Genomic DNA, 22,802 nt, shown 5'->3' on the forward strand with positions numbered 1-22,802 from the left:
CGGGCGTATTGCGCCCGGTGGGAATAGCAGCCGGAGTCTGAAATCCAATGCAAAATCAGCAAATCCGTATCAGGTTGAAGGCTTTCGACCATCGCCTGATCGACCAATCAACCCAGGAAATCGTGGAAACCGCGAAACGTACTGGTGCTCAAGTGCGTGGTCCAATTCCACTGCCTACCCGTAAAGAGCGGTTCACCGTTCTGGTCTCCCCGCACGTCAACAAAGACGCGCGTGACCAGTACGAGATCCGTACTCATAAGCGCGTTCTGGACATCGTCCAGCCAACGGATAAAACCGTTGATGCTCTTATGAAGCTTGATCTTGCGGCCGGTGTGGAAGTGCAGATCAGCCTCGGCTAAGACTCGGTCTTAGTCGTGTAACGCTCTGAAATGGGCGGCCATAGCGGGTGAAAGCCCCGTACACTCATGAGGTTTACAACATGACTATTGGTGTAGTCGGTCGTAAAGCGGGTATGACCCGTATTTTCACCGAAGAAGGTGTCTCCATTCCGGTCACGGTCATTGAGATCGAACCGAATCGCGTCACCCAGTTCAAAACTGAAGAGACCGATGGCTATCGTGCAGTGCAAGTCACTGTCGGCGAGCGTCGTGCTTCGCGTGTAACAGCAGCTCAGGCTGGCCACTTCGCTAAAGCGAACGTTGCCGCTGGTCGTACCGTAATGGAATTCCGCCTTGAAGAAGGCGAGTACCAGGCCGGCGATCTGATCAACGCTGAAATCTTCGCCGCTGGTCAACTGGTTGATGTAACCGGTCAGTCCAAGGGTAAAGGCTTCCAGGGTACGATCAAGCGTTGGAATTTCCGCGGGCAAGATAACACCCACGGTAACTCCGTATCCCACCGCGTTCCAGGCTCTATCGGCCAGTGCCAGACTCCTGGTCGTGTATTCAAGGGCAAAAAAATGTCCGGTCATATGGGCGCTGAGCGCGTGACCGTGCAGTCCCTCGAAGTAGTGCGCGTGGACGCTGAACGCAATCTGTTGTTGGTCAAGGGCGCTGTTCCTGGCGCTACTGGCGGCAACTTGGTTGTACGTCCAGCAGCCAAGGCTCGCGGTTAAGGGGAAGCTGACATGCAATTAAATGTAAATGACGCTCAAGCGATCGAAGTTTCCGAACTGACATTTGGCGGCGAATTCAACGAGACGCTGGTTCACCAAGCAGTCGTAGCCTACATGGCTGGCGGTCGTCAGGGTTCCAAGCAGCAAAAGACCCGTTCCGACGTTCGTGGTGGCGGTAAGCGCCCATGGCGTCAGAAAGGTACTGGCCGTGCTCGTGCCGGTACTATCCGTAGCCCAATCTGGCGTGGCGGCGGTACCACTTTCGCAGCTCGTCCTCAGGATCACTCCCAGAAGCTGAACAAGAAGATGTACCGCGCAGCAATGCGTTCCATCCTTGCTGAGCTGGTGCGTACTGATCGTCTGGTCGTGGTTCAGGATTTCGCCGTTGAAACGCCGAAAACCAAAGACCTGCTGGGCAAACTGAACAACATGAGCCTGACCGACGTTCTGATCGTGTCCGACGCTGTTGATCAGAACCTGTACCTGGCTGCTCGTAACCTGCCACACGTAGATGTACGTGACGTGCAAGGTTCCGATCCAGTTAGTCTGATCGCATACGACAAGGTGTTGATCACCGTGTCGGCCGTGAAGAAATTCGAGGAGCTGCTGGGATGAACCAGGAACGCGTATTTAAAGTTCTGCTTGGCCCGCACGTTTCCGAGAAGGCTACGGTTCTGGCAGACAAGAAAGGCCAGTTCGTTTTCAAGGTTGCTACTGATGCAACCAAGCTGGAAATCAAGAAGGCCGTCGAAAGCCTGTTCAGCGTGAAAGTAGAGCGTGTTACTACCCTGAACGTTCTGGGTAAGAGCAAGCGCACTGCTCGCGGTCTGGGCAAGCGTAATGACTGGAAGAAGGCAGTTATCTCCCTTCAACCAGGCCAAGATCTCGATTTCAGCAGCAGTGCTGAGTAAGGAAGGGGTGCATCATGGCAATCGTTAAATGCAAACCGACTTCCCCTGGCCGCCGTTTTGTGGTCAAGGTGGTCAACCAGGAGCTGCATAAAGGCGCTCCTCACGCACCGCTGCTCGAGAAGAAATCGAAGACTGGTGGTCGTAACAACAATGGCCGTATTACCACTCGTCACATCGGTGGTGGTCATAAGCAACATTACCGTATGGTCGATTTCCGTCGCAACGACAAAGATGGCATCGTCGCCACTGTCGAGCGTATCGAATACGATCCAAACCGTACTGCTCACATCGCACTGCTCTGCTACGCAGACGGCGAGCGCCGCTACATCATCGCCCCTAAAGGCGTGAGTGCTGGCGACACGCTGATCGCAGGCGCTCTGGCTCCAATCAAGCCAGGTAACGCTCTGCAACTGCGCAACATTCCAGTCGGTTCTACCGTACACGGCATCGAACTGAAGCCAGGTAAAGGCGCACAGATCGCTCGTTCCGCTGGTGCTTCGGCTCAGCTGATCGCTCGTGAAGGCGTGTACGTTACCCTGCGTCTGCGTTCCGGTGAAATGCGTAAAGTCCTGGCTGAATGCCGTGCGACCCTGGGCGAAGTCTCGAACTCCGAGCACAGCCTGCGTTCGCTGGGTAAAGCTGGTGCCAAACGCTGGCGTGGCGTTCGCCCAACCGTTCGTGGTGTTGCCATGAACCCGGTTGACCACCCACATGGTGGTGGTGAAGGTCGTACCTCTGGTGGTCGTCATCCGGTATCGCCATGGGGCTTCCCGACTAAGGGCGCGAAGACTCGTGGTAATAAGCGTACCGACAAAATGATCGTCCGTCGTCGCAAGTAAATAGAGGGATACGACAGTGCCACGTTCTCTGAAAAAAGGTCCTTTTATCGATCTTCACCTACTGAAGAAGATCGAAGTGGCGGCGGAAAAGAACGATCGCAAACCGGTGAAAACCTGGTCGCGTCGTTCGATGATCCTGCCACAAATGGTCGGTCTGACCATCGCAGTACACAACGGTCGTCAGCACGTCCCAGTTCTCGTGAACGAAGACATGGTCGGCCACAAACTGGGCGAGTTCGCCGGTACCCGCACTTATCGCGGGCACGTGGCAGACAAGAAAGCCAAGCGTTAAGGGGTTAGGAAATGGAAGTAGCCGCTAAGTTGTCGGGCGCTCGAATCTCCGCCCAGAAAGCCCGCTTGGTCGCCGACCAGATCCGCGGGAAGAAGGTGGGCGAAGCGCTCAACCTGTTGGCTTTCAGCAGTAAGAAAGCCGCCGAGATCATGAAGAAAGTGCTGGAGTCGGCCGTAGCCAACGCCGAGCATAACGAAGGCGCAGACGTTGATGACCTGAAGGTCAGCACTGTTTTCGTCAACGAAGGGCGTTCGCTGAAGCGCATCATGCCACGTGCCAAAGGCCGTGCTGATCGCATCGTCAAGCGGTCTTGCCATATCACTGTCAAGGTTGCTGACAAGTAACGGAGTCGAAGAGATGGGTCAGAAAGTACATCCCATTGGCATTCGCCTGGGAATCGTCAAGGAGCACACCTCCGTCTGGTACGCAGACGGTCGGACTTATGCGGACTATTTGCTCGCAGATCTGAATGTGCGTGAGTACCTCCAAGACAAACTAAAAAGCGCGTCCGTAAGCCGTATCGATATCCATCGTCCGGCCCAAACTGCACGCATCACCATCCACACCGCTCGTCCAGGTATCGTTATCGGGAAGAAAGGTGAAGATGTTGAGAAACTGCGTCAGGACCTGACCAAGCAAATGGGTGTGCCTGTGCACATCAATATCGAAGAGATCCGCAAGCCGGAGCTCGACGGTATGCTGGTTGCGCAGAGCGTAGCTCAGCAGCTGGAGCGTCGCGTAATGTTCCGTCGCGCTATGAAGCGCGCAGTACAGAACGCCATGCGCATTGGTGCCAAAGGCATCAAAATCCAAGTGAGCGGTCGTCTCGGCGGTGCTGAAATCGCACGTACTGAATGGTATCGCGAAGGTCGTGTGCCATTGCACACCCTGCGTGCCGACATCGACTATGCCAACTACGAAGCTCACACCACTTACGGTGTGATCGGTGTAAAGGTTTGGATCTTCAAAGGCGAAGTAATTGGTGGTCGCCAAGAAGAACTGAAACCACAAGCACCAGCGCCTCGTAAAAAAGCTGCTAAGTAAGGGGTACGCCAAATGTTGCAACCAAAGCGTACGAAGTTCCGCAAGCAGATGACTGGTCACAACCGTGGCCTGGCATTGCGCGGTAGCAAAGTCAGCTTCGGCGAGTTCGCGCTGAAGTCTGTTGCTCGTGGTCGTCTCACCGCTCGTCAGATCGAGTCAGCGCGTCGTGCTCTGACCCGTCACGTAAAACGTGGCGGCAAGATCTGGATCCGTGTATTCCCGGACAAGCCGATCTCCAAAAAACCTCTCGAGGTTCGGATGGGTAAAGGTAAGGGTAACGTGGAATACTGGGTTGCCCAGATTCAGCCAGGCAAAGTCCTGTATGAAATCGAGGGTGTTTCTGAAGAGCTGGCGCGTGAGGCTTTCGCCCTGGCTGCTGCAAAGCTGCCGCTCGCCACCTCCTTTGTTAAACGGACGGTGATGTGATGAAAGCGAATGAACTTCGTGAAAAATCCGCACAGCAGCTGAACGAGCAACTGCTCGGCCTGCTGCGCGACCAGTTCAATCTGCGTATGCAGAAAGCAACTGGCCAGTTGGGGCAGTCTCATCTGCTCTCGCAAGTTAAGCGTGACATCGCTCGCGTGAAGACTGTGCTCAACCAGCAGGCAGGTAAGTAATCATGGCTGAAGCCGAAAAAACTGTCCGTACGCTGACTGGCCGTGTTGTCAGCGACAAGATGGACAAAACCATCACCGTTCTGATCGAGCGTCGCGTTAAGCACCCGATCTACGGTAAATACGTTAAGCGTTCGACTAAGCTGCACGCGCACGACGAAACCAATCAGTGCCACATCGGCGACAAAGTCACTATTCGTGAAACTCGTCCTTTGGCCAAGACCAAGTCTTGGGCGCTGGTTGATGTTCTCGAACGCGCTGTGGAAGTCTAAGGACTAGGGGTCGGAGAAATTATATGATTCAGACTCAATCCATGCTCGATGTGGCCGATAACAGCGGCGCTCGCCGCGTTATGTGCATCAAGGTGCTGGGTGGCTCCCATCGTCGTTACGCTGGTATCGGTGACATCATCAAAGTTACCGTCAAGGAAGCAATTCCTCGCGGTAAAGTGAAAAAAGGCCAAGTGATGACTGCTGTTGTAGTCCGCACTCGTCACGGCGTACGTCGTGCTGATGGCTCCATTATCCGCTTTGATGGCAACGCTGCTGTTCTTCTGAACAACAAGCAAGAGCCGATCGGCACCCGTATCTTTGGGCCAGTGACCCGTGAACTTCGTACTGAGAAGTTCATGAAGATCGTCTCGCTCGCCCCAGAAGTGCTGTAAGGAGATCCGACATGCAAAAGATTCGTCGTGACGACGAGATCATCGTGATCGCCGGCAAAGACAAAGGTAAGCGCGGTAAGGTGCTTAAGGTTCTCGCTAACAACCGTCTGGTTATTGGTGGTCTGAACCTGGTCAAGCGTCATACCAAGCCTAACCCGATGTCGGGCGTGCAGGGCGGTATCGTCGAAAAAGAAGCTCCACTGGATGCTTCTAACGTCGCCATTTTCAACGGCGAAACCAACAAGGCTGACCGCGTTGGTTTCAAAGTAGAAGACGGCAAGAAAATTCGTGTCTTCAAGTCGACCCAAAAAGCGGTTGATGCTTGAACACTGCTAGGTAGATGAGACCATGGCACGACTAAAAGAGATTTACCGGAAGGAAATTGCTCCGAAACTTAAGGAAGAACTTAAGCTTTCGAACGTGATGGAAGTTCCGCGCGTTACCAAAATCACCCTGAACATGGGTCTGGGCGAAGCGATCGGCGACAAAAAAGTCATCGAGCACGCTGTTGCTGACCTGGAAAAGATCACCGGCCAGAAAGTCGTTGTGACCTACGCTCGCAAATCCATCGCTGGCTTTAAAGTCCGTGAAGGTTGGCCGATCGGCGTCAAAGTGACCCTGCGCCGTGAGCGTATGTACGAGTTCCTGGATCGTCTGCTGTCGATCTCCCTGCCTCGGGTTCGCGACTTCCGCGGCCTGAATGCCAAGTCCTTCGATGGTCGTGGCAACTACAGCATGGGCGTGAAAGAGCAGATCATCTTCCCGGAAATCGACTACGACAAGATCGATGCTCTCCGCGGTCTGGACATCACCCTGACCACCACTGCCAAGAACGATGATGAAGGCCGCGCTCTGCTGCGTGCGTTCAAATTCCCGTTCCGCAACTGATTGGAGTAGGACCATGGCCAAGATGAGCATGAAAAACCGCGAGCTGAAGCGTCAGCTCACGGTTGCCAAGTACGCCAAGAAGCGTGCAGCACTGAAAGCTATCATCGTTGATCTGAACGCAAGTCCAGAAGCGCGTTGGGAAGCTACAGTAGCCCTGCAGAAGCAGCCACGTGACGCAAGCGCTTCGCGCATGCGTAACCGCTGCCGCCTGACCGGTCGTCCACACGGCGTTTACCGCAAGTTCGGCCTCGGCCGTAACAAGCTGCGTGAAGCTGCCATGCGTGGTGACGTACCGGGTCTGGTTAAAGCCAGCTGGTAAGTACTGTCAAAGTCTCGGTGTCCAGGATCGCAAGATCCTGACCACCGGTGGCCTTGAATCTGGATCAAGCCCCTTTTGGGGCTTGATTCATTTCCGGGGTGTGTCTAGAATACCCGGCTCGCCTGAGCCCGTGTTTTTCATGCTCGGAGATTCTCGGCGACACGTAATAGCCGCAAGGCTAATTTTTTTGTATTAGGAGCGTCTAGCCCATGAGTATGCAGGACCCGTTAGCGGACATGCTAACTCGTATCCGTAATGCCCAGATGGCTGAAAAGTCCGTCGTAAGCATGCCATCTTCCACGTTGAAGGTAGCTGTTGCCAAAGTCCTGAAGGACGAAGGTTACATTGCGGGTTATCAGATCAGCAGCGAAATCAAACCACTGCTGTCCATCGAGCTGAAGTACTTCGAAGGCCGTCCGGTTATCGAAGAAGTGAAGCGCGTTAGCCGTCCAGGCCTGCGTCAGTACAAGTCCGTCGATGATCTGCCAAAAGTTCGTGGCGGTCTCGGTGTGTCTATCGTCTCCACCAACAAGGGTGTGATGACTGATCGTGCTGCGCGCGCTGCCGGTGTCGGCGGCGAAGTTCTTTGCACTGTGTTCTAAGGGGGGATAAGCATGTCTCGCGTCGCTAAGAACCCCGTTAAGCTGCCAGCCGGTGTCGAAGTAAAATTCGCAGGCCAACAGCTTTCGGTGAAGGGTGCCAAGGGCACTCTCGAACTGAACATCCACTCGTCCGTTGAGATCGTTGAAGAAGCTGGTGAGCTGCGTTTCGCTGCTCGCAATGGCGATCAACAGACTCGCGCGATGGCTGGTACCACTCGTGCGTTGGTAAACAACATGGTCCAGGGCGTAAGCCAAGGCTTCGAGCGCAAGCTCCAGCTGGTCGGTGTTGGTTACAAAGCGCAAGCAAAAGGCACAGTGCTGAACCTGGCTCTTGGCTTCTCGCACCCAGTGGATTACGAACTGCCGGAAGGCATCACCGCTGAGACTCCTAGCCAGACCGATATCCTGATCAAGGGCATCGACAAGCAGCTGGTAGGTCAAGTGGCCGCCGAGATCCGCGACTTCCGTCCACCAGAGCCGTACAAAGGCAAAGGTGTGCGCTACGCGGACGAAGTCGTCCGTCGTAAAGAAGCCAAGAAGAAGTAGGGCATAGCAAATGACCGACAAAAAAGTTACTCGACTGCGTCGCGCTCGCAAAGCACGCCTGAAAATGCACGAACTCGAAGTCGTGCGTCTCTGCGTGTTCCGCTCTTCGCAGCACATCTACGCCCAGGTCATTTCGGCCGACGGCAACAAAGTCCTGGCAAGCGCCTCGACTTTGGATAAAGAACTGCGTGATGGTGCCACCGGCAACATCGACGCGGCCACTAAGGTTGGCCAGCTGGTCGCTACGCGTGCTAAGGCCGCTGGCGTCTCGCAAGTGGCTTTCGACCGCTCTGGCTTCAAGTACCACGGCCGCGTTAAAGCGCTGGCTGATGCTGCTCGTGAAGCTGGGCTGGAGTTCTAAGTTATGTCAAATAACGACCAAAAGCGCGACGAAGGCTACATCGAGAAGCTGGTTCAAGTTAACCGCGTAGCCAAAACCGTTAAAGGCGGCCGTATCTTCACTTTCACCGCGTTGACCGTGGTTGGTGATGGTAAGGGCCGTGTTGGCTTCGGCCGTGGCAAGTCGCGTGAAGTGCCTGCTGCGATCCAGAAGGCAATGGAAGCTGCTCGCCGCAACATGATCCAGGTTGATCTGAACGGCACCACTCTGCAGTACGCAATGAAGTCCGCTCACGGCGCTTCGAAGGTGTACATGCAGCCTGCTTCTGAAGGTACCGGTATCATCGCTGGCGGCGCTATGCGTGCTGTCCTCGAAGTTGCTGGCGTTCAGAACGTTCTGGCCAAGTGCTACGGCTCGACTAACCCTGTAAACGTGGTTCACGCCACTTTCAAGGGTTTGAAAGCAATGCAGTCTCCTGAATCCATTGCCGCCAAGCGTGGCAAAAGCGTCAAGGAGATCTTCTGATCATGGCTACCGTAAAAGTAACGCTGATCAAAAGCATGACCGGCCGCATCCCTAACCACAAACTGTGCGTTAAGGGTCTGGGTCTGCGTCGCATCGGTCACACTGTAGAAGTCCAGGATACTCCCGAGAATCGCGGGATGATCAACAAGGCTTACTACATGCTGCGTGTCGAGGGTTAATCGATGAAACTCAATGATCTGAGTCCAGCGCCGGGTTCCCGTCGCGAAAAGCATCGTCCGGGCCGTGGTATCGGTAGCGGTTTGGGTAAGACTGGTGGCCGTGGTCACAAAGGTCAGACCTCCCGCTCCGGTGGCACCATTGCTCCAGGCTTTGAAGGCGGTCAACAGCCGCTGCATCGTCGCCTGCCGAAGTTCGGTTTCGTTTCCCTGAAAGCCATGGATCGCGCAGAAGTGCGTTTGTCCGAGCTGGCTAAAGTGGAAGGCGACATCGTCACCGTGCAGTCCCTGAAAGATGCCAACGTGATCAATGTCAACGTACAGCGTGTGAAAATCATGCTGTCCGGTGAAGTGACTCGCGCTGTCACTATCGGCAAGGGAATCGGCGCCACCAAGGGTGCGCGTGCGGCTATCGAAGCAGCTGGCGGCAAGTTCGAGGAATAAATGGCTAAGCAAGGTGCTCTCTCTGCGCTCGGCAAAGGCGGTATGTCTGAACTCTGGGCTCGTCTGCGTTTTCTGTTCCTGGCGATTATCGTCTACCGAATAGGCGCACACATCCCGGTTCCAGGTATCAACCCGGACCGACTCGCGGACCTGTTTCGACAGAATGAGGGGACCATTCTTAGCTTGTTCAACATGTTTTCCGGCGGCGCGCTGGAGCGGATGAGCATCTTTGCACTGGGGATCATGCCGTACATCTCGGCATCGATCATCATGCAACTGATGACCGCCGTCAGCCCGCAGCTGGAGCAGTTGAAGAAGGAAGGTGAAGCTGGCCGTCGCAAGATCAGCCAGTACACCCGCTACGGCACTGTCATCCTCGCCCTGGTTCAGGCTATCGGCATGTCCGTTGGCCTGGCGGGGCAGGGTGTTGCGTTCACTGGTGACTTTGGCTTCCATTTCGTCGCGGTATCCACGTTTGTGGCTGGTGCGATGTTCATGATGTGGCTGGGTGAGCAGATTACTGAGCGTGGTGTTGGCAACGGTATCTCGATGTTGATTTTCGCAGGTATCGTCGCCGGTCTTCCGAGAGCGATCGGGCAGTCTTTCGAGTCTGCACGTCAGGGTGATATCAACATCTTCGCCCTGGTTGCCATCGGTTTGCTGGCAGTAGCGATTATCGGTTTCGTGGTGTTCATTGAGCGTGGTCAGCGTCGTATTGCTGTTCACTACGCCAAGCGTCAGCAGGGCCGCAAGGTCTTCGCTGCGCAGACCAGCCACTTGCCGCTGAAGGTGAACATGGCCGGTGTTATTCCGGCTATTTTCGCGAGCAGCATTTTGCTGTTCCCGGCTTCGTTGGGTGCCTGGTTCGGTCAGTCTGAAGGTATGGGCTGGTTGCAGGACATCTCGCAGTCGATCGCTCCTGGTCAGCCGTTGAATATTCTGCTGTTTAGTGCAGGGATTATTTTCTTCTGCTTCTTCTATACGGCGTTGATGTTCAATCCGAAAGACGTAGCGGAAAACCTGAAGAAGTCCGGTGCCTTTATTCCGGGCATCCGTCCAGGTGAGCAGTCTGCGCGCTACATTGATGGCGTTCTGACTCGCTTGACCATGTTCGGTGCTCTTTACATGACGGCCGTCTGCCTGTTGCCCCAGTTCCTGGTGGTTGCAGCCAACGTACCGTTCTACCTTGGCGGGACCTCGTTGCTGATCGTCGTCGTGGTTGTGATGGACTTCATGTCCCAAGTACAATCGCACCTCGTTTCGCACCAGTACGAATCCCTGATGAAGAAAGCCAACCTGAAGGGTTACGGCAGCGGCATGCTGCGCTGACCCATAAGGTTCGAGGAGTTGGTGATGAAAGTTCGTGCATCGGTGAAAAAGCTGTGCCGTAACTGCAAGATTATTCGCCGCGAAGGTGTTGTTCGAGTAATTTGCAGCGCGGAACCGCGTCACAAACAGCGCCAAGGCTGAGTGTGATTGTGCTTCAAGCCCGGCAGCTAGTGCGCTGCCGGGTTGATTATTTGTTATTACAGCGATATTATCTCGCGCCCTATTTCTTGGCTTCCGGGGCGTAGGTAGCTGTCAATTGGAGTCCCACTGAATGGCCCGTATTGCAGGCGTTAACATTCCAGATAACAAGCATACTGTTATCTCGCTGACCTACATCTATGGTGTTGGTCGCACTACTGCACAGAAAATTTGTGCAGAGACTGGGGTAAACCCAGCAGCAAAGATCAAAGATCTGAGCGACGAGCAAATTGAACAGCTGCGTGGCGAAGTGGCGAAGTTCACCACTGAAGGTGACCTGCGTCGCGAAATCAACATGAAAATCAAGCGCTTGATGGACCTCGGTTGCTATCGCGGTCTGCGTCATCGTCGCGGTCTTCCAGTACGCGGTCAGCGTACCAAGACCAACGCGCGTACCCGTAAAGGTCCGCGTAAGCCGATCCGCAAGTAATCGCCCCAGCGAATCGACAGGAATTTAATCATGGCAAAACCTGCTGCTCGTCCTCGTAAAAAAGTTAAAAAGACAGTGGTTGATGGCATCGCCCACATCCATGCATCTTTTAACAACACCATCGTGACCATCACCGACCGTCAAGGTAACGCTCTTTCCTGGGCTACCTCCGGTGGTTCGGGTTTCCGCGGTTCCCGCAAGTCCACCCCGTTTGCTGCTCAAGTAGCTGCTGAACGTGCTGGTCAAGCTGCGCTGGAATACGGCCTGAAAAACCTCGACGTCAACGTCAAAGGTCCAGGTCCAGGTCGTGAATCCGCAGTCCGCGCTTTGAACGGCTGTGGCTACAAGATCGCCAGCATCACCGACGTGACGCCAATCCCGCACAACGGGTGCCGTCCGCCGAAGAAGCGCCGCGTGTAATCCAGGAGATTGTAAAGAATGGCTCGTTACATTGGTCCAAAATGCAAACTCGCTCGTCGCGAAGGCACCGATCTCTTCCTGAAGAGCGGCGTGCGCGCGATCGAATCGAAGTGCAACATTGAAGCAGCACCTGGTATCCACGGCCAACGCCGCGGTCGCCAGTCCGACTACGGCACCCAACTGCGTGAAAAGCAGAAGGTCCGTCGTATCTACGGCGTTCTCGAGCGTCAATTCAGCGGCTACTACAAAGAAGCTGCTGGCAAGAAAGGTGCAACCGGTGAAAACCTGCTGCAACTGCTCGAATGCCGTCTGGACAACGTTGTATACCGTATGGGCTTTGGTTCGACTCGTGCCGAATCCCGTCAGCTGGTATCGCACAAGTCGATCAGCGTAAACGGTCAGACCGTTAACGTTCCGTCCTACCAGGTTCGTGCTGGTGACGTGGTCGCTGTTCGCGAGAAAGCAAAAAATCAACTTCGCATTGTCCAAGCTCTCGATCTGTGTGCCCAACGTGGCCGCGTAGAATGGGTAGAAGTAGACACTGAGAAGAAGTCGGGCGTTTTCAAGAACGTTCCAGCTCGCAGTGATCTGTCCGCCGACATCAACGAAAGCCTGATTGTCGAGCTCTACTCCAAGTAAGGGCTAGAAAATAGGTGCATCCATGCAGATTTCGGTAAATGAGTTCCTGACACCCCGCCACATTGATGTGCAGGTTGTCAGTCCAACCCGCGCCAAGATCACTCTCGAGCCTCTCGAGCGTGGCTTTGGCCATACCCTGGGCAACGCGCTGCGCCGCATCCTGTTGTCCTCAATGCCCGGCTGTGCAGTAGTCGAGGCCGAGATTGACGGTGTGCTCCACGAGTACAGCGCCATCGAAGGTGTACAGGAAGACGTAATTGAAATCCTGTTGAACCTTAAAGGTCTGGCTATCAAGCTGCACGGTCGTGACGAAGTTACGCTGACCTTGTCGAAGAAGGGTTCGGGGGTGGTTACCGCTGCCGATATTCAGCTGGATCATGATGTCGAGATCGTTAATCCCGATCACGTAATCGCTAACCTGGCGTCTAACGGCGCCCTGAACATGAAGCTCGTAGTAGCTCGTGGTCGTGGTTATGAACCGGCAGACTCGCGTCAGAGCGATGAAGACGAAAGCCGCAGCATCGGTCGCTTGCAGCTTGACTCTTCGTTCAGCCCGGTTCGCCGTATCGCATACGTGGTGGAAAACGCCCGTGTCGAGCAGCGTACTAACCTGGACAAGCTGGTTATTGATCTGGAAACCAACGGTACTCTGGATCCTGAAGAGGCAATTCGCCGCGCTGCAACCATCCTGCAACAGCAGTTGGCTGCGTTCGTCGACCTCAAGGGTGACAGTGAGCCAGTGGTTGTCGAGCAGGAAGACGAGATCGATCCGATCCTGCTTCGCCCGGTTGACGATCTGGAACTGACTGTACGTTCGGCTAACTGCCTTAAGGCGGAAAACATCTACTACATCGGTGACCTGATTCAGCGTACCGAAGTAGAGCTGTTGAAGACTCCGAACCTGGGCAAGAAATCCTTGACTGAAATCAAGGACGTTCTGGCCTCCCGCGGTCTGTCCCTCGGCATGCGCCTCGACAACTGGCCGCCTGCAAGTCTTAAGAAGGACGACAAGGCGACTGCCTGATCGTCGTAATCACCGAACGTAGTGTTTGGTAAGGAATGAACCATGCGTCATCGTAAAAGTGGTCGTCACCTGAGCCGCACCAGCTCGCACCGCAAGGCCATGTTCCAAAACATGGCGGTGTCGCTGTTCGAGCACGAGCTGATCAGAACTACTCTGCCAAAAGCTAAAGAACTGCGCCGCGTTGCCGAGCCGCTGATCACTTTGGCCAAGACAGATAGCGTTGCTAACCGCCGTCTGGCTTTCGACCGTACTCGTTCGAAAGCTATCGTTGGTAAGCTCTTCAACGACCTGGGCAAGCGTTACGCTACCCGTGAGGGTGGCTACCTGCGCATCCTCAAGTGCGGTTTCCGCGCTGGCGACAACGCGCCTATGGCGTACGTCGAGTTGGTTGATCGTGCTACTGCTGGCGAAGCTGTATCTGCCGAGTAAGACGTCAGTCTGAAACAAAGAACCGGGCCTAGTGCCCGGTTTTTTGTGCCTGTAAGAAACGCGCTCTCTGTACAAGCGTCTCCCGCGTCCACGTCGTCATTATGTGATGGGGATGGTCATTAGTTTTTTTCTATCGATGTCTGCAAGTTAATGAATTTGTAGCTGTCATATTGATGATCAATACTTCCTCTCAGCCGATAGCCGGCAGTTCAAGACCGACAGAGGAAGGAAGATCGCATGAGCCAAAACAAAACGCTTACCACCGCCAGTGGCGCTCCTGTTGCCGATAACCAGAATTCCCGTTCCGCCGGCCCTCGTGGCCCGCTGCTGCTCGACGACTTTCACCTGATCGAGAAGCTTGCCCACTTCAACCGTGAAAACATCCCTGAGCGCCGTGTACACGCCAAAGGCTCGGGTGCCTACGGTACGTTCACCGTGACCCGCGATATCACTCAATACACCAGCGCGAAGCTGTTTGAGACAGTCGGCAAGCAAACTCCGACTTTCCTGCGTTTTTCCACCGTGGGCGGTGAGCGGGGTTCGGCTGATACCGAGCGTGATCCGCGCGGGTTCGCCTTGAAGTTTTATACCGAGGAAGGCAACTGGGACATCGTCGGCAACAACACCCCCGTGTTCTTCATTCGCGATCCACTGAAGTTCCCGGACTTTATCCACACCCAGAAGCGTTTGCCGCAAAGCAACCTGAAGAGTGCCCAGGCGATGTGGGACTTCTGGTCGCATTCGCCCGAGGCGCTGCACCAGGTCACCATCCTGTTCTCCGACCGGGGTATCCCTGATGGATACCGTCACATGCATGGCTTCGGCAGCCACACTTACAGCCTCATCAACGCTCAAGGTGAGCGTCACTGGGTGAAGTGGCACTACAAGACCAGGCAGGGGATCAAGAACCTTGCTCCAGCGGAGGCTGCGCGCCTGGCGGGCACTGATCCGGATTACGCCCAGCGCGACCTGTTCAATGCCATCGAACAGGGTGATTTCCCGAAATGGCGCGTATGCATCCAGATCATGAGCGAAGCTCAGGCAGCGGCGCACTACGAGAACCCCTTTGATGTCACCAAGACCTGGTCGCAGAAAGAGTTTCCACTGATTGAAGTCGGAGAGCTGGAGCTCAATCGCAATCCGCTGAACTACTTTGCTGAAGTCGAGCAAGCGGCATTCGGTCCCAGCAACATGGTCCCAGGTGTTGGCTTATCGCCTGACCGCATGCTGCAAGGTCGAGTATTCGCTTACGCGGATGCTCACCGCTACCGTGTTGGCACCAATCACCAGCAATTGCCGGTTAATGCGCCTCGCAGTCCGGTGAACAGCTACCAGCGTGATGGTTCGATGGCGTTTGGCAGTAACGGCGGTGCGGCACCCAACTACGAGCCGAACAGCTACGTTGAGTCGCCGAAGCAAGCGCCTCGCTATGCAGAGCCGCCATTGGCACTGAGCGGTGCGGCTGATCGCTACGATCACCGCGAGGATACCGACTACTACAGCCACGCCGGCGCGTTGTTCCGCTTGATGACTGGGGAGCAGCAATCATTGCTGGTTAGCAACATTGCCGGTGCGATGGCGGGTGTATCGAGTGATGTGGTTGATCGCCAGTTGCAGCATTTCTACAAGGCTGACCCGGCGTATGGAGAAGCAATCGCAAAGCTGCTCAACGTACAGCTTAACGAAGTCTAAATGAGAAGCAGAACCGCCCTTATTTGGGCGGTTTTTGCGTTATTTCAGCCGGTTTTCTCAGAATATCTTCGCTTTTATTGCGTCTTGCGAGTGACGATAAGGGCATGTTGGTTCAAACTACAACTTTAAAGCAGGGAGATGTAGGGCGATGCAAGGCCACCCAGATGTGATCGATTACCTCAACACGTTGCTGACCGGCGAACTGGCCGCGCGTGATCAATATTTCGTCCACTCGCGGATGTATGAGGACTGGGGTTTCACCAAGCTCTACGAAAGAATCAACCACGAGATGGAAGAGGAAGCAGGGCACGCTGATGCCCTGATGCGCCGGATTCTGATGCTCGAAGGCACGCCGCGCATGCGTCCGGACGATCTCGACGTCGGCACCACGGTGACAGAGATGCTCGAAGCGGATTTGCGCCTGGAATACAAGGTACGGGCTGCGTTGTGCAAGGGCATCAAGCTCTGCGAACAACACAAGGACTACGTCAGCCGCGAAATGCTGCGGGTTCAATTGCATGACACCGAAGAAGATCACACCTACTGGCTCGAGAAGCAGTTGGGTCTGATCAAGTTGATCGGGCTAGAGAACTACCTGCAATCCCACACCTGATTGCTGCGAATACAAAAAAGCCCCTGTCACTGATGAAGTGACAGGGGCTTTTTCATGGGGGGCGGTCAAGCCCGATCGCGCTCCAGAAGCGGCTTGAGGTAATAACCGGTATGGGACTGCTTCATCTCTGACACTTCCTCCGGCGTGCCGACGGCAATGATCTGCCCGCCCTTGGAACCACCCTCCGGCCCCAGGTCCACCAGCCAGTCAGCGGTCTTGATCACGTCCAGGTTGTGTTCGATCACCACCACGGTGTTGCCGTGGTCGCGCAGGCGATGCAACACGTCCAGCAGTTGCTGGATATCCGCGAAATGCAGACCGGTGGTGGGTTCGTCGAGGATGTACAGGGTCTTGCCGGTATCGCGCTTGGACAGCTCGCGGGACAGTTTCACCCGTTGGGCTTCACCGCCGGACAGCGTGGTCGCCGATTGCCCCAGCTTGATGTACGACAGGCCGACATCCATCAATGTTTGCAGCTTGCGCGCCAGGGCCGGTACAGCATCGAAGAACACCCGCGCTTCCTCGATGGTCATCTCGAGGGTTTCGTGGATGCTCTTGCCCTTGTACTTGATCTCAAGGGTCTCGCGGTTGTATCGCTTGCTCTTGCACACGTCGCAGGGCACGTAGATGTCCGGCAGGAAGTGCATCTCGACCTTGATCAGGCCGTCGCCCTGACAAGCCTCGCAGCGGCCGCCCTTGACGTTGAAGGAGAAGCGCCCCGGACCATAGCCCCGGGAGCGGGACTCCGGTACGCCGGCGAACAACTCGCGGATCGGCGTGAACAAACCGGTGTAGGTCGCCGGGTTGGAGCGCGGTGTACGGCCGATCGGGCTCTGGTCGATGTCGACGACCTTGTCCAGGTGCTCCAGGCCCTTGATGCTGTCGTGGGCGGACGCTTCGAGGGTAGTGGCGCCATTCAGCGCCGTGGCGCTCAAAGGGAACAGGGTGTTGTTGATCAGCGTCGACTTGCCGGAGCCGGACACGCCGGTCACACAGGTCAGCAGGCCGATCGGAATCTCCAGGTCGACATTGCGCAGGTTGTTGCCGCGCGCGCCCTTGAGCGACAGCGTCAGCTTCTTGTTGCGCGGTGTACGTTTGGCCGGGACTTCGATCTTCACCCGGCCCGACAGGTATTTACCCGTCAGCGAGTCCGGGTGAGCCATGACCTCGGCCGGTGTGCCTTCAGCAACGATATGCCCGCCGTGCACGCCAGCGCCCGGGCCGATGTCCACCACGTAGTCGGCCAGGCGGATCGCGTCTTCATCGTGCTCGACCACGATCACCGTGTTACCGATATCGCGCAGGTGCTTGAGGGTGCCCAGCAGCCGGTCGTTATCGCGCTGATGCAGGCCGATGGAGGGTTCGTCGAGGATGTACAGGACGCCCACCAGGCCGGCGCCAATCTGGCTGGCCAGACGAATACGCTGGGCCTCGCCACCGGACAAGGTGTCCGCGCTGCGATCCAGCGACAGGTAGTCGAGGCCGACGTTGACCAGGAACTGCAGGCGCTCGCGGATTTCCTTGAGGATCTTGTCGGCAATTTCGCCACGTCGTCCGGTGAGCTTGAGCCCGCCAAAATAATCGGACGCATCGCCGATCGGCAGGTTGGTCACTGCCGGCAGGGTTTTCTCGCCGACCCACACATGCCGCGCTTCACGCCGCAGGCGAGTGCCGCGGCAATCCGGGCACGACTGGGTGCTGAGGAACTTGGCCAGTTCTTCGCGCACCGATGCCGATTCGGTTTCGCGGTAACGGCGTTCCAGGTTCGGCACGATGCCTTCGAACGGGTGCGAGCGTTTGACGATATCGCCACGGTCGTTCAGGTATTTGAAGTCGACGTTTTGCGAACCGCTGCCGTGCAGGATGAATTTCTGCTGATCGGCCGGCAATTCGTTGAACGGAACTTCCAGGCTGAACTTGTAGTGCGAGGCCAGCGAGCCGAGCATCTGGAAGTAATAGACGTTACGCCTGTCCCAGCCACGAATCGCCCCTTCGGCCAGGGTCAGTTCGCCATTGACCAGGCGCTTGATGTCGAAGAACTGCTTCACCCCCAGACCATCGCAGGTCGGGCAAGCGCCGGCCGGGTTGTTGAAGGAGAACAGCTTGGGTTCCAGTTCGCTGATCGCGTGGCCGCAGATCGGGCAGGCGAAGCGTGCGGAGAAGATCATCTCTTCACCCGGCTCGTCGTCCATCGGCGCCACCAGGGCGATGCCGTCCGCCAGTTTCAGCGCGGTCTCGAAGGATTCGGCCAGGCGTTGTTGCAGGTCGGCGCGAACCTTGAAGCGGTCGACCACGACATCGATGGTATGTTTTTTCTGCTTGTCGAGCTTGGGAGCTTCGTCCAGCTCATAGAGCTTTCCATTGATTCTGGCGCGGACAAAACCCTGCGCGCGCAGCTCTTCGAAAACCGACAGGTGCTCGCCTTTGCGCTCGCGGATGACCGGCGCCAACAGCATCAGCTTGCTGCCCTCCGGTTCGGCGAGGACCAGGTCGACCATCTGGCTGACGGTCTGCGCTTCCAGCGGGATGTCGTGATCCGGGCAACGGGGAATACCCACACGTGCATAAAGCAGGCGCAGGTAGTCGTAGATTTCGGTGATAGTGCCGACCGTCGAGCGCGGGTTGTGCGAGGTCGACTTCTGTTCGATGGAGATCGCCGGCGACAGGCCTTCGATAGTGTCGACGTCGGGCTTTTCCATCATCGACAGGAACTGCCGGGCGTAGGCCGATAGCGATTCGACGTAGCGGCGCTGGCCTTCGGCGTACAGGGTATCGAAAGCCAGGGACGACTTGCCGGAGCCGGACAGGCCGGTGATGACGATCAGCTTGTCCCGTGGCAGGGTCAGGTCGATGTTCTTCAGGTTGTGGGTTCGAGCCCCACGAATCAGGATCTTGTCCAAGGTGGCCTCGCTCGGCGGGCGTCGAAAACGTAGGAGTATACGGCCAAATACTGGATGGATGCACACTATCGAATGCTGCTATTGCTGCCTTACATGAAAGCTCTGTCATCTACACGCGTCAAAGCGTCGCGATATACCCTGCCAATCGATGGGACTGGTAGAATCGCCGCCGGTTCACATGAGGTTTTTCCATGCACGATCCCCACAGCGAGCGCATGAGCGGCAGCGAGACCCGCGCGGCAAGCGGTCTGGCCCTGGTGTTCGCCTTCCGTATGCTTGGCATGTTCATGGTGTTGCCGGTTTTGGCGACCTATGGGATGGACCTGGCAGGAGCGACCCCGGCCCTTATCGGGCTGGCGATTGGCGCTTACGGCCTGACCCAGGCGATTTTCCAGATTCCATTCGGTTTCATTTCCGATCGCATCGGCCGCCGCCCGGTGATTTACATCGGGTTGATTATCTTCGCACTCGGCAGTGTGCTGGCGGCCAATGCCGATTCGATCTGGGGCGTGATCGCCGGGCGAATCCTGCAAGGTGCCGGGGCGATTTCAGCCGCGGTCATGGCCTTGTTGTCAGACCTGACCCGGGAGCAGCATCGGACCAAAGCCATGGCCATGATCGGCATGACCATCGGTCTGTCGTTCGCCGTCGCCATGGTGGTCGGCCCGTTGCTGACCCGCGCTTTTGGTCTGTCCGGGTTGTTCCTCGCCACGGGCGGCATGGCGCTGCTCGGCATTGTGATCGTCATGTTCATGGTGCCGCGCTCTACCGGGACATTGCAGCATCGCGAGTCCGGTGTTGCGCGCCAGGCATTGATGCCGACGCTCAAGCACCCGGACCTGCTACGGCTGGACCTGGGTATTTTTGTGTTGCACGCGATGTTGATGTCCAGCTTCGTCGCCTTGCCGCTGGCGCTGGTCGAGAAAGCCGGGCTGCCCAAAGAGCAGCACTGGTGGGTGTACCTGACCGCGTTGCTGATTTCTTTCTTCGCCATGATCCCGTTCATTATCTATGGCGAGAAGAAACGCAAAATGAAACGAGTTTTACTCGGCGCCGTCGTGACGCTGATGTTCACTGAGCTATTCTTCTGGCAGTTCGGCGATAGCTTGCGGGCTCTGGTGATCGGTACGGTGGTGTTCTTCACCGCGTTCAATCTGCTGGAAGCTTCGTTGCCATCGCTGATCAGCAAGGTTTCACCGGCCGGCGGCAAGGGCACGGCGATGGGGGTTTATTCCACCAGCCAGTTCCTCGGGTCGGCATTGGGCGGCATTCTTGGCGGTTGGCTGTTCCAGCATGGCGGTCTGTCGGTTGTGTTCCTCGGATGCGCCGGTCTGGCTGCCCTCTGGCTGGCCTTTGCTGTTACCATGCGCGAACCTCCCTACGTCACGAGCCTGCGCTTGCCGTTGTCGCCCGAGGCGATCCGCGAAGCGGGTCTGGTCGAGCGCCTGAAGGCGGTCGTAGGGATAACAGATGCAGTCATCGTCGCGGAAGAGGCGGCGATTTACATCAAACTGGACACCGAACTATTGGATCGCACCACCCTTGAGAGCCTGGTGAACAACCCGGCCGGGGCAGCGTGCGTAGCCTAGGAGAACGTTATGGCCCGTGGGGTTAACAAAGTCATATTGGTCGGCACTTGCGGCCAGGATCCCGAAGTTCGCTACTTGCCTAACGGTAACGCCGTGACCAACCTGAGTCTGGCGACCAGCGAACAGTGGACCGACAAGCAAACCGGTCAGAAAGTTGAAAAAACCGAATGGCACCGTGTGTCGATGTTCGGCAAGGTTGCAGAAATCGCTGGCGAATACCTGCGTAAAGGTTCTCAGGTCTACATCGAAGGCAAGCTGCAGACCCGCGAGTGGGAAAAAGACGGTATCAAGCGTTACACCACCGAAATCGTGGTCGACATGCAAGGCACCATGCAACTGCTGGGCGGCCGTCCACAGGGCGACCAGCAAGGCCAGGGCGGTGGTAACAACTACCAGCAGTCCGCGCCACGCCAGCAGGCTCCACGTCCACAGCAGTCGGCGCCGCAACAGTCGCGCCCGGCTCCACAGCAGGCCGCTCCTCAGCCGGCTCCGGATTTCGACAGCTTTGATGACGATATCCCTTTTTAATTCTTTCACCAAAGAATAGAACCTGAAAAAGCCCGGCCTCCCTATGGATGCCGGGCTTTTTGCATTTTTACCAGGGCATTCCTCGCCGGGATCGAGGATCGTCCAGCCGTCAGCGCGCAGTGATACTCTGCTATGGGTCCAGACCCTGTGCAGAGTTGCCCTATGGATCGCCTGTCTACGTTGTTGTCACAGTTCGGCGTGCGCGCGAACCTGTTTTACAGCGGCATGCTTTGCGGCGTGGCGTCCTACGATGGCGCCGACCAGCGCGGTCATATTCACCTGCTGCAGGCCGGCTCTGTCACTTTGAAAGGCCCAGGGAGGAGTGAGTTGTTGATCACTCGCCCCAGCCTGATTTTCCTGCCACGCCCCAGTCGACATCAGCTCATCGCCAGTGAGACTGAAGGTGCTCAGCTGTTGTGTGCGTCGATGCTGTTCGATGGCGGCGCCAGTAATCCGATATCTGCTTCGCTCCCCGATCTTCTGGTGTTGCCCCTGGATGAGCTGCCGTTGCTGGCCGACACCCTGAGATGGCTGTTCGGTGAAGCTGGCGCCGGGCATTGCGGCAGGGAGGCCGTGCTTGATCGTTTGTTCGAACTGTTGATCATCCTGCTGTTCCGGCATTTGCTCGACCACCATCAGTTGAGCACCGGCATGATGGCCGGGTTGGCCGATGTGCGGCTGTCACGCTCGCTGATACAGATGCACAACCAACCTCAGCGGGCCTGGTCAGTGGCCGAGTTGGCAAATGAATCGAACATGTCCCGTGCCGCTTATGCGGTGCATTTCCGCGCGGTCCTGGGGCAAACACCGTTGGATTATCTTCTGAGCTGGCGGATCAGTCTGGCGCAGAAGCGCCTGCGGGAGGGGCGGCCGATTACGCTGATCGCCGATGAGGTGGGCTATGAAAGTCCGTCGGCCCTTGCCCGTGCGTTTCGCCGCAAGACCGGCTGCAGTCCACGGGACTGGATGAAATCCCTGGCCCTTGAGGGCCGCGTACTGGCTGGTGATGGCGATGACCTGAATGCATCGAGCTGATTCAGGCCATCGGCGGGTGAAGTTGTCAGCTCAAGGGGTTTCCAGTCGGGTCAGCGAATGGCCCGCCACGAACAGGGAGGCGGCAAGCAAGCCGATGTCCTTGAGCAGGAACTGGCCTGGCGCGACCGAAATGGCCGGGAAACCAAGGCCGGGCTCAATCACGCCGGGGGTCGAGAACATAAAGCTCAAGGTGGTGAAAAACAGCCCGGACGACAAGGCGCCCCCGATCAAGGAAAGCTTTGGCGACAGCAGGCGACCCGCAATCAGTACACCGATGGAGATCTCCAGAACGCCAAGCAAACTGGAAAACAGATCGACACTGAAAATGTTATAGACCCATCCCAGGAACGGGCTGTTGCTTACCAGCGGCACCAGCCCCTCTGCTTCATAGTGGGTGAATTTCATTCCCCCGAACCAGAAGTAGATAACGGCGAGGGCGAAGTAAATGCCGTAGGTCCCTAGTGCCATGGTGGTGAGTCCGAGGGATGTTTTTTTCGACAGGCTGTCAGTGCTGATATTCATGCTGTTCATTGTTCAGGCTTCCAGTGAGTTATCCAGAAAGTGGCATGGGTGAAAGCAACATCCCCCGCGTATGCGTTGGGAGTGGAGTGATTGTTGGCTTCGGCATGACTTTTCAGGATGCTGGCGGTATTGCGTTTGATGCAGATCGTCCAGACTCACCGGCAATTAAAAGCCC

The 22,802-nt window shown here is 56.5% G+C and carries 35 protein-coding genes; 33 read left to right on the forward strand and 2 right to left on the reverse strand.

The features are described 5' to 3' along the window. Window positions 1-47: 47 nt before the first annotated feature. The 30 genes from rpsJ to bfr all read left to right on the forward strand — a co-directional run bounded on the left by rpsJ (window position 48) and on the right by bfr (window position 16,053). The gene (gene rpsJ, locus KGB20_RS02625; RefSeq protein WP_003186070.1) at window positions 48-359 is read left to right on the forward strand and encodes a 30S ribosomal protein S10; all 312 of its coding nucleotides are present in this window, start codon (window positions 48-50) and stop codon (window positions 357-359) included. Window positions 360-439: 80 nt separating this feature from the next. Continuing rightward, a complete protein-coding gene (gene rplC, locus KGB20_RS02630; protein WP_007955641.1) occupies window positions 440-1,075 on the forward strand; it encodes a 50S ribosomal protein L3 in 636 nt (211 codons plus the stop codon). Window positions 1,076-1,087: 12 nt separating this feature from the next. Continuing rightward, window positions 1,088-1,690 carry a 50S ribosomal protein L4 gene (gene rplD / locus KGB20_RS02635; RefSeq protein WP_003228735.1) on the forward strand — a complete coding sequence of 201 codons (603 nt, stop codon included), beginning with the start codon at window positions 1,088-1,090 and terminating at the stop codon, window positions 1,688-1,690. Beyond that, a complete protein-coding gene (rplW, locus tag KGB20_RS02640; RefSeq protein WP_002555488.1) occupies window positions 1,687-1,986 on the forward strand; it encodes a 50S ribosomal protein L23 in 300 nt (99 codons plus the stop codon). Before rplD ends, rplW begins: the two co-directional genes overlap by 4 nt. A gap of 14 nt (window positions 1,987-2,000) precedes the next feature. Further along, entirely contained in the window at window positions 2,001-2,825 is an 825-nt protein-coding gene (gene rplB, locus KGB20_RS02645) for a 50S ribosomal protein L2 (RefSeq protein WP_008018194.1), read from the forward strand. 16 nt (window positions 2,826-2,841) lie between these two features. Further along, entirely contained in the window at window positions 2,842-3,117 is a 276-nt protein-coding gene (gene rpsS / locus KGB20_RS02650; RefSeq protein WP_002555486.1) for a 30S ribosomal protein S19, read from the forward strand. Window positions 3,118-3,128: 11 nt separating this feature from the next. Further along, complete coding sequence (gene rplV, locus KGB20_RS02655) at window positions 3,129-3,461, forward strand: 50S ribosomal protein L22 (protein WP_003103908.1); 333 nt, start codon at window positions 3,129-3,131, stop codon at window positions 3,459-3,461. Between the two features lie 13 nt (window positions 3,462-3,474). Continuing rightward, complete coding sequence (gene rpsC, locus KGB20_RS02660; RefSeq protein WP_007970424.1) at window positions 3,475-4,161, forward strand: 30S ribosomal protein S3; 687 nt, start codon at window positions 3,475-3,477, stop codon at window positions 4,159-4,161. Window positions 4,162-4,173: 12 nt separating this feature from the next. Next, on the forward strand, window positions 4,174-4,587 hold the full coding sequence (gene rplP, locus KGB20_RS02665; protein WP_003228729.1) for a 50S ribosomal protein L16: 414 nt from the start codon (window positions 4,174-4,176) through the stop codon (window positions 4,585-4,587). Continuing rightward, window positions 4,587-4,778: a 50S ribosomal protein L29 gene (gene rpmC / locus KGB20_RS02670; RefSeq protein WP_002555481.1), complete on the forward strand. Its 192-nt coding sequence runs from the start codon at window positions 4,587-4,589 to the stop codon at window positions 4,776-4,778. Before rplP ends, rpmC begins: the two co-directional genes overlap by 1 nt. A 2-nt stretch (window positions 4,779-4,780) precedes the next feature. After that, window positions 4,781-5,047 (forward strand): 30S ribosomal protein S17, encoded by a 267-nt coding sequence (gene rpsQ / locus KGB20_RS02675; protein ID WP_003176419.1) that lies wholly within the window; start codon window positions 4,781-4,783, stop codon window positions 5,045-5,047. Window positions 5,048-5,070: 23 nt separating this feature from the next. Next, window positions 5,071-5,439, forward strand: coding sequence for a 50S ribosomal protein L14 (gene rplN / locus KGB20_RS02680; protein WP_002555479.1), 369 nt, complete (start codon window positions 5,071-5,073; stop codon window positions 5,437-5,439). Window positions 5,440-5,450: 11 nt separating this feature from the next. Further along, window positions 5,451-5,765 carry a 50S ribosomal protein L24 gene (gene rplX / locus KGB20_RS02685; protein WP_003176416.1) on the forward strand — a complete coding sequence of 105 codons (315 nt, stop codon included), beginning with the start codon at window positions 5,451-5,453 and terminating at the stop codon, window positions 5,763-5,765. 22 nt (window positions 5,766-5,787) lie between these two features. Further along, complete coding sequence (gene rplE, locus KGB20_RS02690; protein WP_003210069.1) at window positions 5,788-6,327, forward strand: 50S ribosomal protein L5; 540 nt, start codon at window positions 5,788-5,790, stop codon at window positions 6,325-6,327. A 13-nt stretch (window positions 6,328-6,340) separates the two neighbouring features. After that, window positions 6,341-6,646 carry a 30S ribosomal protein S14 gene (gene rpsN / locus KGB20_RS02695; protein WP_003176414.1) on the forward strand — a complete coding sequence of 102 codons (306 nt, stop codon included), beginning with the start codon at window positions 6,341-6,343 and terminating at the stop codon, window positions 6,644-6,646. 209 nt (window positions 6,647-6,855) lie between these two features. After that, window positions 6,856-7,248, forward strand: a complete 393-nt coding sequence (gene rpsH / locus KGB20_RS02700) for a 30S ribosomal protein S8 (protein ID WP_003186040.1) — start codon at window positions 6,856-6,858, stop codon at window positions 7,246-7,248. Between the two features lie 12 nt (window positions 7,249-7,260). After that, window positions 7,261-7,794: a 50S ribosomal protein L6 gene (gene rplF, locus KGB20_RS02705; protein WP_003176412.1), complete on the forward strand. Its 534-nt coding sequence runs from the start codon at window positions 7,261-7,263 to the stop codon at window positions 7,792-7,794. A 10-nt stretch (window positions 7,795-7,804) separates the two neighbouring features. Beyond that, window positions 7,805-8,155, forward strand: a complete 351-nt coding sequence (gene rplR, locus KGB20_RS02710) for a 50S ribosomal protein L18 (protein ID WP_003186037.1) — start codon at window positions 7,805-7,807, stop codon at window positions 8,153-8,155. Between the two features lie 3 nt (window positions 8,156-8,158). Then, window positions 8,159-8,659: a 30S ribosomal protein S5 gene (gene rpsE / locus KGB20_RS02715; RefSeq protein WP_003186035.1), complete on the forward strand. Its 501-nt coding sequence runs from the start codon at window positions 8,159-8,161 to the stop codon at window positions 8,657-8,659. A 2-nt stretch (window positions 8,660-8,661) separates the two neighbouring features. Beyond that, window positions 8,662-8,838 carry a 50S ribosomal protein L30 gene (gene rpmD, locus KGB20_RS02720; RefSeq protein ID WP_003176408.1) on the forward strand — a complete coding sequence of 59 codons (177 nt, stop codon included), beginning with the start codon at window positions 8,662-8,664 and terminating at the stop codon, window positions 8,836-8,838. Window positions 8,839-8,841: 3 nt separating this feature from the next. Further along, entirely contained in the window at window positions 8,842-9,279 is a 438-nt protein-coding gene (gene rplO / locus KGB20_RS02725) for a 50S ribosomal protein L15 (protein WP_003228720.1), read from the forward strand. Then, window positions 9,280-10,608, forward strand: coding sequence for a preprotein translocase subunit SecY (gene secY / locus KGB20_RS02730; protein ID WP_003210064.1), 1,329 nt, complete (start codon window positions 9,280-9,282; stop codon window positions 10,606-10,608). 24 nt (window positions 10,609-10,632) lie between these two features. Further along, window positions 10,633-10,749, forward strand: a complete 117-nt coding sequence (gene rpmJ, locus KGB20_RS02735; protein ID WP_002555468.1) for a 50S ribosomal protein L36 — start codon at window positions 10,633-10,635, stop codon at window positions 10,747-10,749. 130 nt (window positions 10,750-10,879) lie between these two features. Continuing rightward, entirely contained in the window at window positions 10,880-11,236 is a 357-nt protein-coding gene (rpsM, locus tag KGB20_RS02740; protein WP_009045849.1) for a 30S ribosomal protein S13, read from the forward strand. A gap of 30 nt (window positions 11,237-11,266) precedes the next feature. Continuing rightward, window positions 11,267-11,656: a 30S ribosomal protein S11 gene (rpsK, locus tag KGB20_RS02745; RefSeq protein ID WP_002555466.1), complete on the forward strand. Its 390-nt coding sequence runs from the start codon at window positions 11,267-11,269 to the stop codon at window positions 11,654-11,656. 18 nt (window positions 11,657-11,674) lie between these two features. Then, window positions 11,675-12,295 carry a 30S ribosomal protein S4 gene (rpsD, locus tag KGB20_RS02750; protein ID WP_003176404.1) on the forward strand — a complete coding sequence of 207 codons (621 nt, stop codon included), beginning with the start codon at window positions 11,675-11,677 and terminating at the stop codon, window positions 12,293-12,295. Window positions 12,296-12,317: 22 nt separating this feature from the next. After that, window positions 12,318-13,319: a DNA-directed RNA polymerase subunit alpha gene (locus KGB20_RS02755; RefSeq protein WP_007970428.1), complete on the forward strand. Its 1,002-nt coding sequence runs from the start codon at window positions 12,318-12,320 to the stop codon at window positions 13,317-13,319. A 42-nt stretch (window positions 13,320-13,361) separates the two neighbouring features. Next, window positions 13,362-13,748 carry a 50S ribosomal protein L17 gene (gene rplQ / locus KGB20_RS02760; RefSeq protein ID WP_223532009.1) on the forward strand — a complete coding sequence of 129 codons (387 nt, stop codon included), beginning with the start codon at window positions 13,362-13,364 and terminating at the stop codon, window positions 13,746-13,748. 237 nt (window positions 13,749-13,985) lie between these two features. Continuing rightward, window positions 13,986-15,440 carry a catalase gene (locus KGB20_RS02765; RefSeq protein ID WP_150814487.1) on the forward strand — a complete coding sequence of 485 codons (1,455 nt, stop codon included), beginning with the start codon at window positions 13,986-13,988 and terminating at the stop codon, window positions 15,438-15,440. A 148-nt stretch (window positions 15,441-15,588) separates the two neighbouring features. After that, on the forward strand, window positions 15,589-16,053 hold the full coding sequence (gene bfr, locus KGB20_RS02770; RefSeq protein ID WP_008053867.1) for a bacterioferritin: 465 nt from the start codon (window positions 15,589-15,591) through the stop codon (window positions 16,051-16,053). Between the two features lie 65 nt (window positions 16,054-16,118). On the opposite strand, the gene uvrA is transcribed toward bfr, so the two are convergent. After that, window positions 16,119-18,953 (reverse strand): excinuclease ABC subunit UvrA, encoded by a 2,835-nt coding sequence (gene uvrA / locus KGB20_RS02775; RefSeq protein WP_150814486.1) that lies wholly within the window; start codon window positions 18,951-18,953, stop codon window positions 16,119-16,121. 191 nt (window positions 18,954-19,144) lie between these two features. On the opposite strand from uvrA, the gene KGB20_RS02780 reads away from it, so the two are divergent. From KGB20_RS02780 to KGB20_RS02790, 3 genes are all read left to right on the forward strand, one after another. Continuing rightward, window positions 19,145-20,542 (forward strand): MFS transporter, encoded by a 1,398-nt coding sequence (locus KGB20_RS02780; protein WP_150814485.1) that lies wholly within the window; start codon window positions 19,145-19,147, stop codon window positions 20,540-20,542. Window positions 20,543-20,551: 9 nt separating this feature from the next. Beyond that, window positions 20,552-21,070, forward strand: a complete 519-nt coding sequence (locus tag KGB20_RS02785; protein WP_007984430.1) for a single-stranded DNA-binding protein — start codon at window positions 20,552-20,554, stop codon at window positions 21,068-21,070. A 162-nt stretch (window positions 21,071-21,232) separates the two neighbouring features. Continuing rightward, complete coding sequence (locus KGB20_RS02790) at window positions 21,233-22,105, forward strand: AraC family transcriptional regulator (RefSeq protein ID WP_102672154.1); 873 nt, start codon at window positions 21,233-21,235, stop codon at window positions 22,103-22,105. 30 nt (window positions 22,106-22,135) lie between these two features. On the opposite strand, the gene KGB20_RS02795 is transcribed toward KGB20_RS02790, so the two are convergent. Further along, the gene (locus KGB20_RS02795) at window positions 22,136-22,636 is read right to left on the reverse strand and encodes a YkgB family protein (protein ID WP_154910608.1); all 501 of its coding nucleotides are present in this window, start codon (window positions 22,634-22,636) and stop codon (window positions 22,136-22,138) included. Between the last annotated feature and the right edge of the window lie 166 nt (window positions 22,637-22,802).

The organism is Pseudomonas sp. BF-R-30 (genome assembly GCF_019956175.1).
Lineage (GTDB): Bacteria > Pseudomonadota > Gammaproteobacteria > Pseudomonadales > Pseudomonadaceae > Aquipseudomonas > Aquipseudomonas jessenii.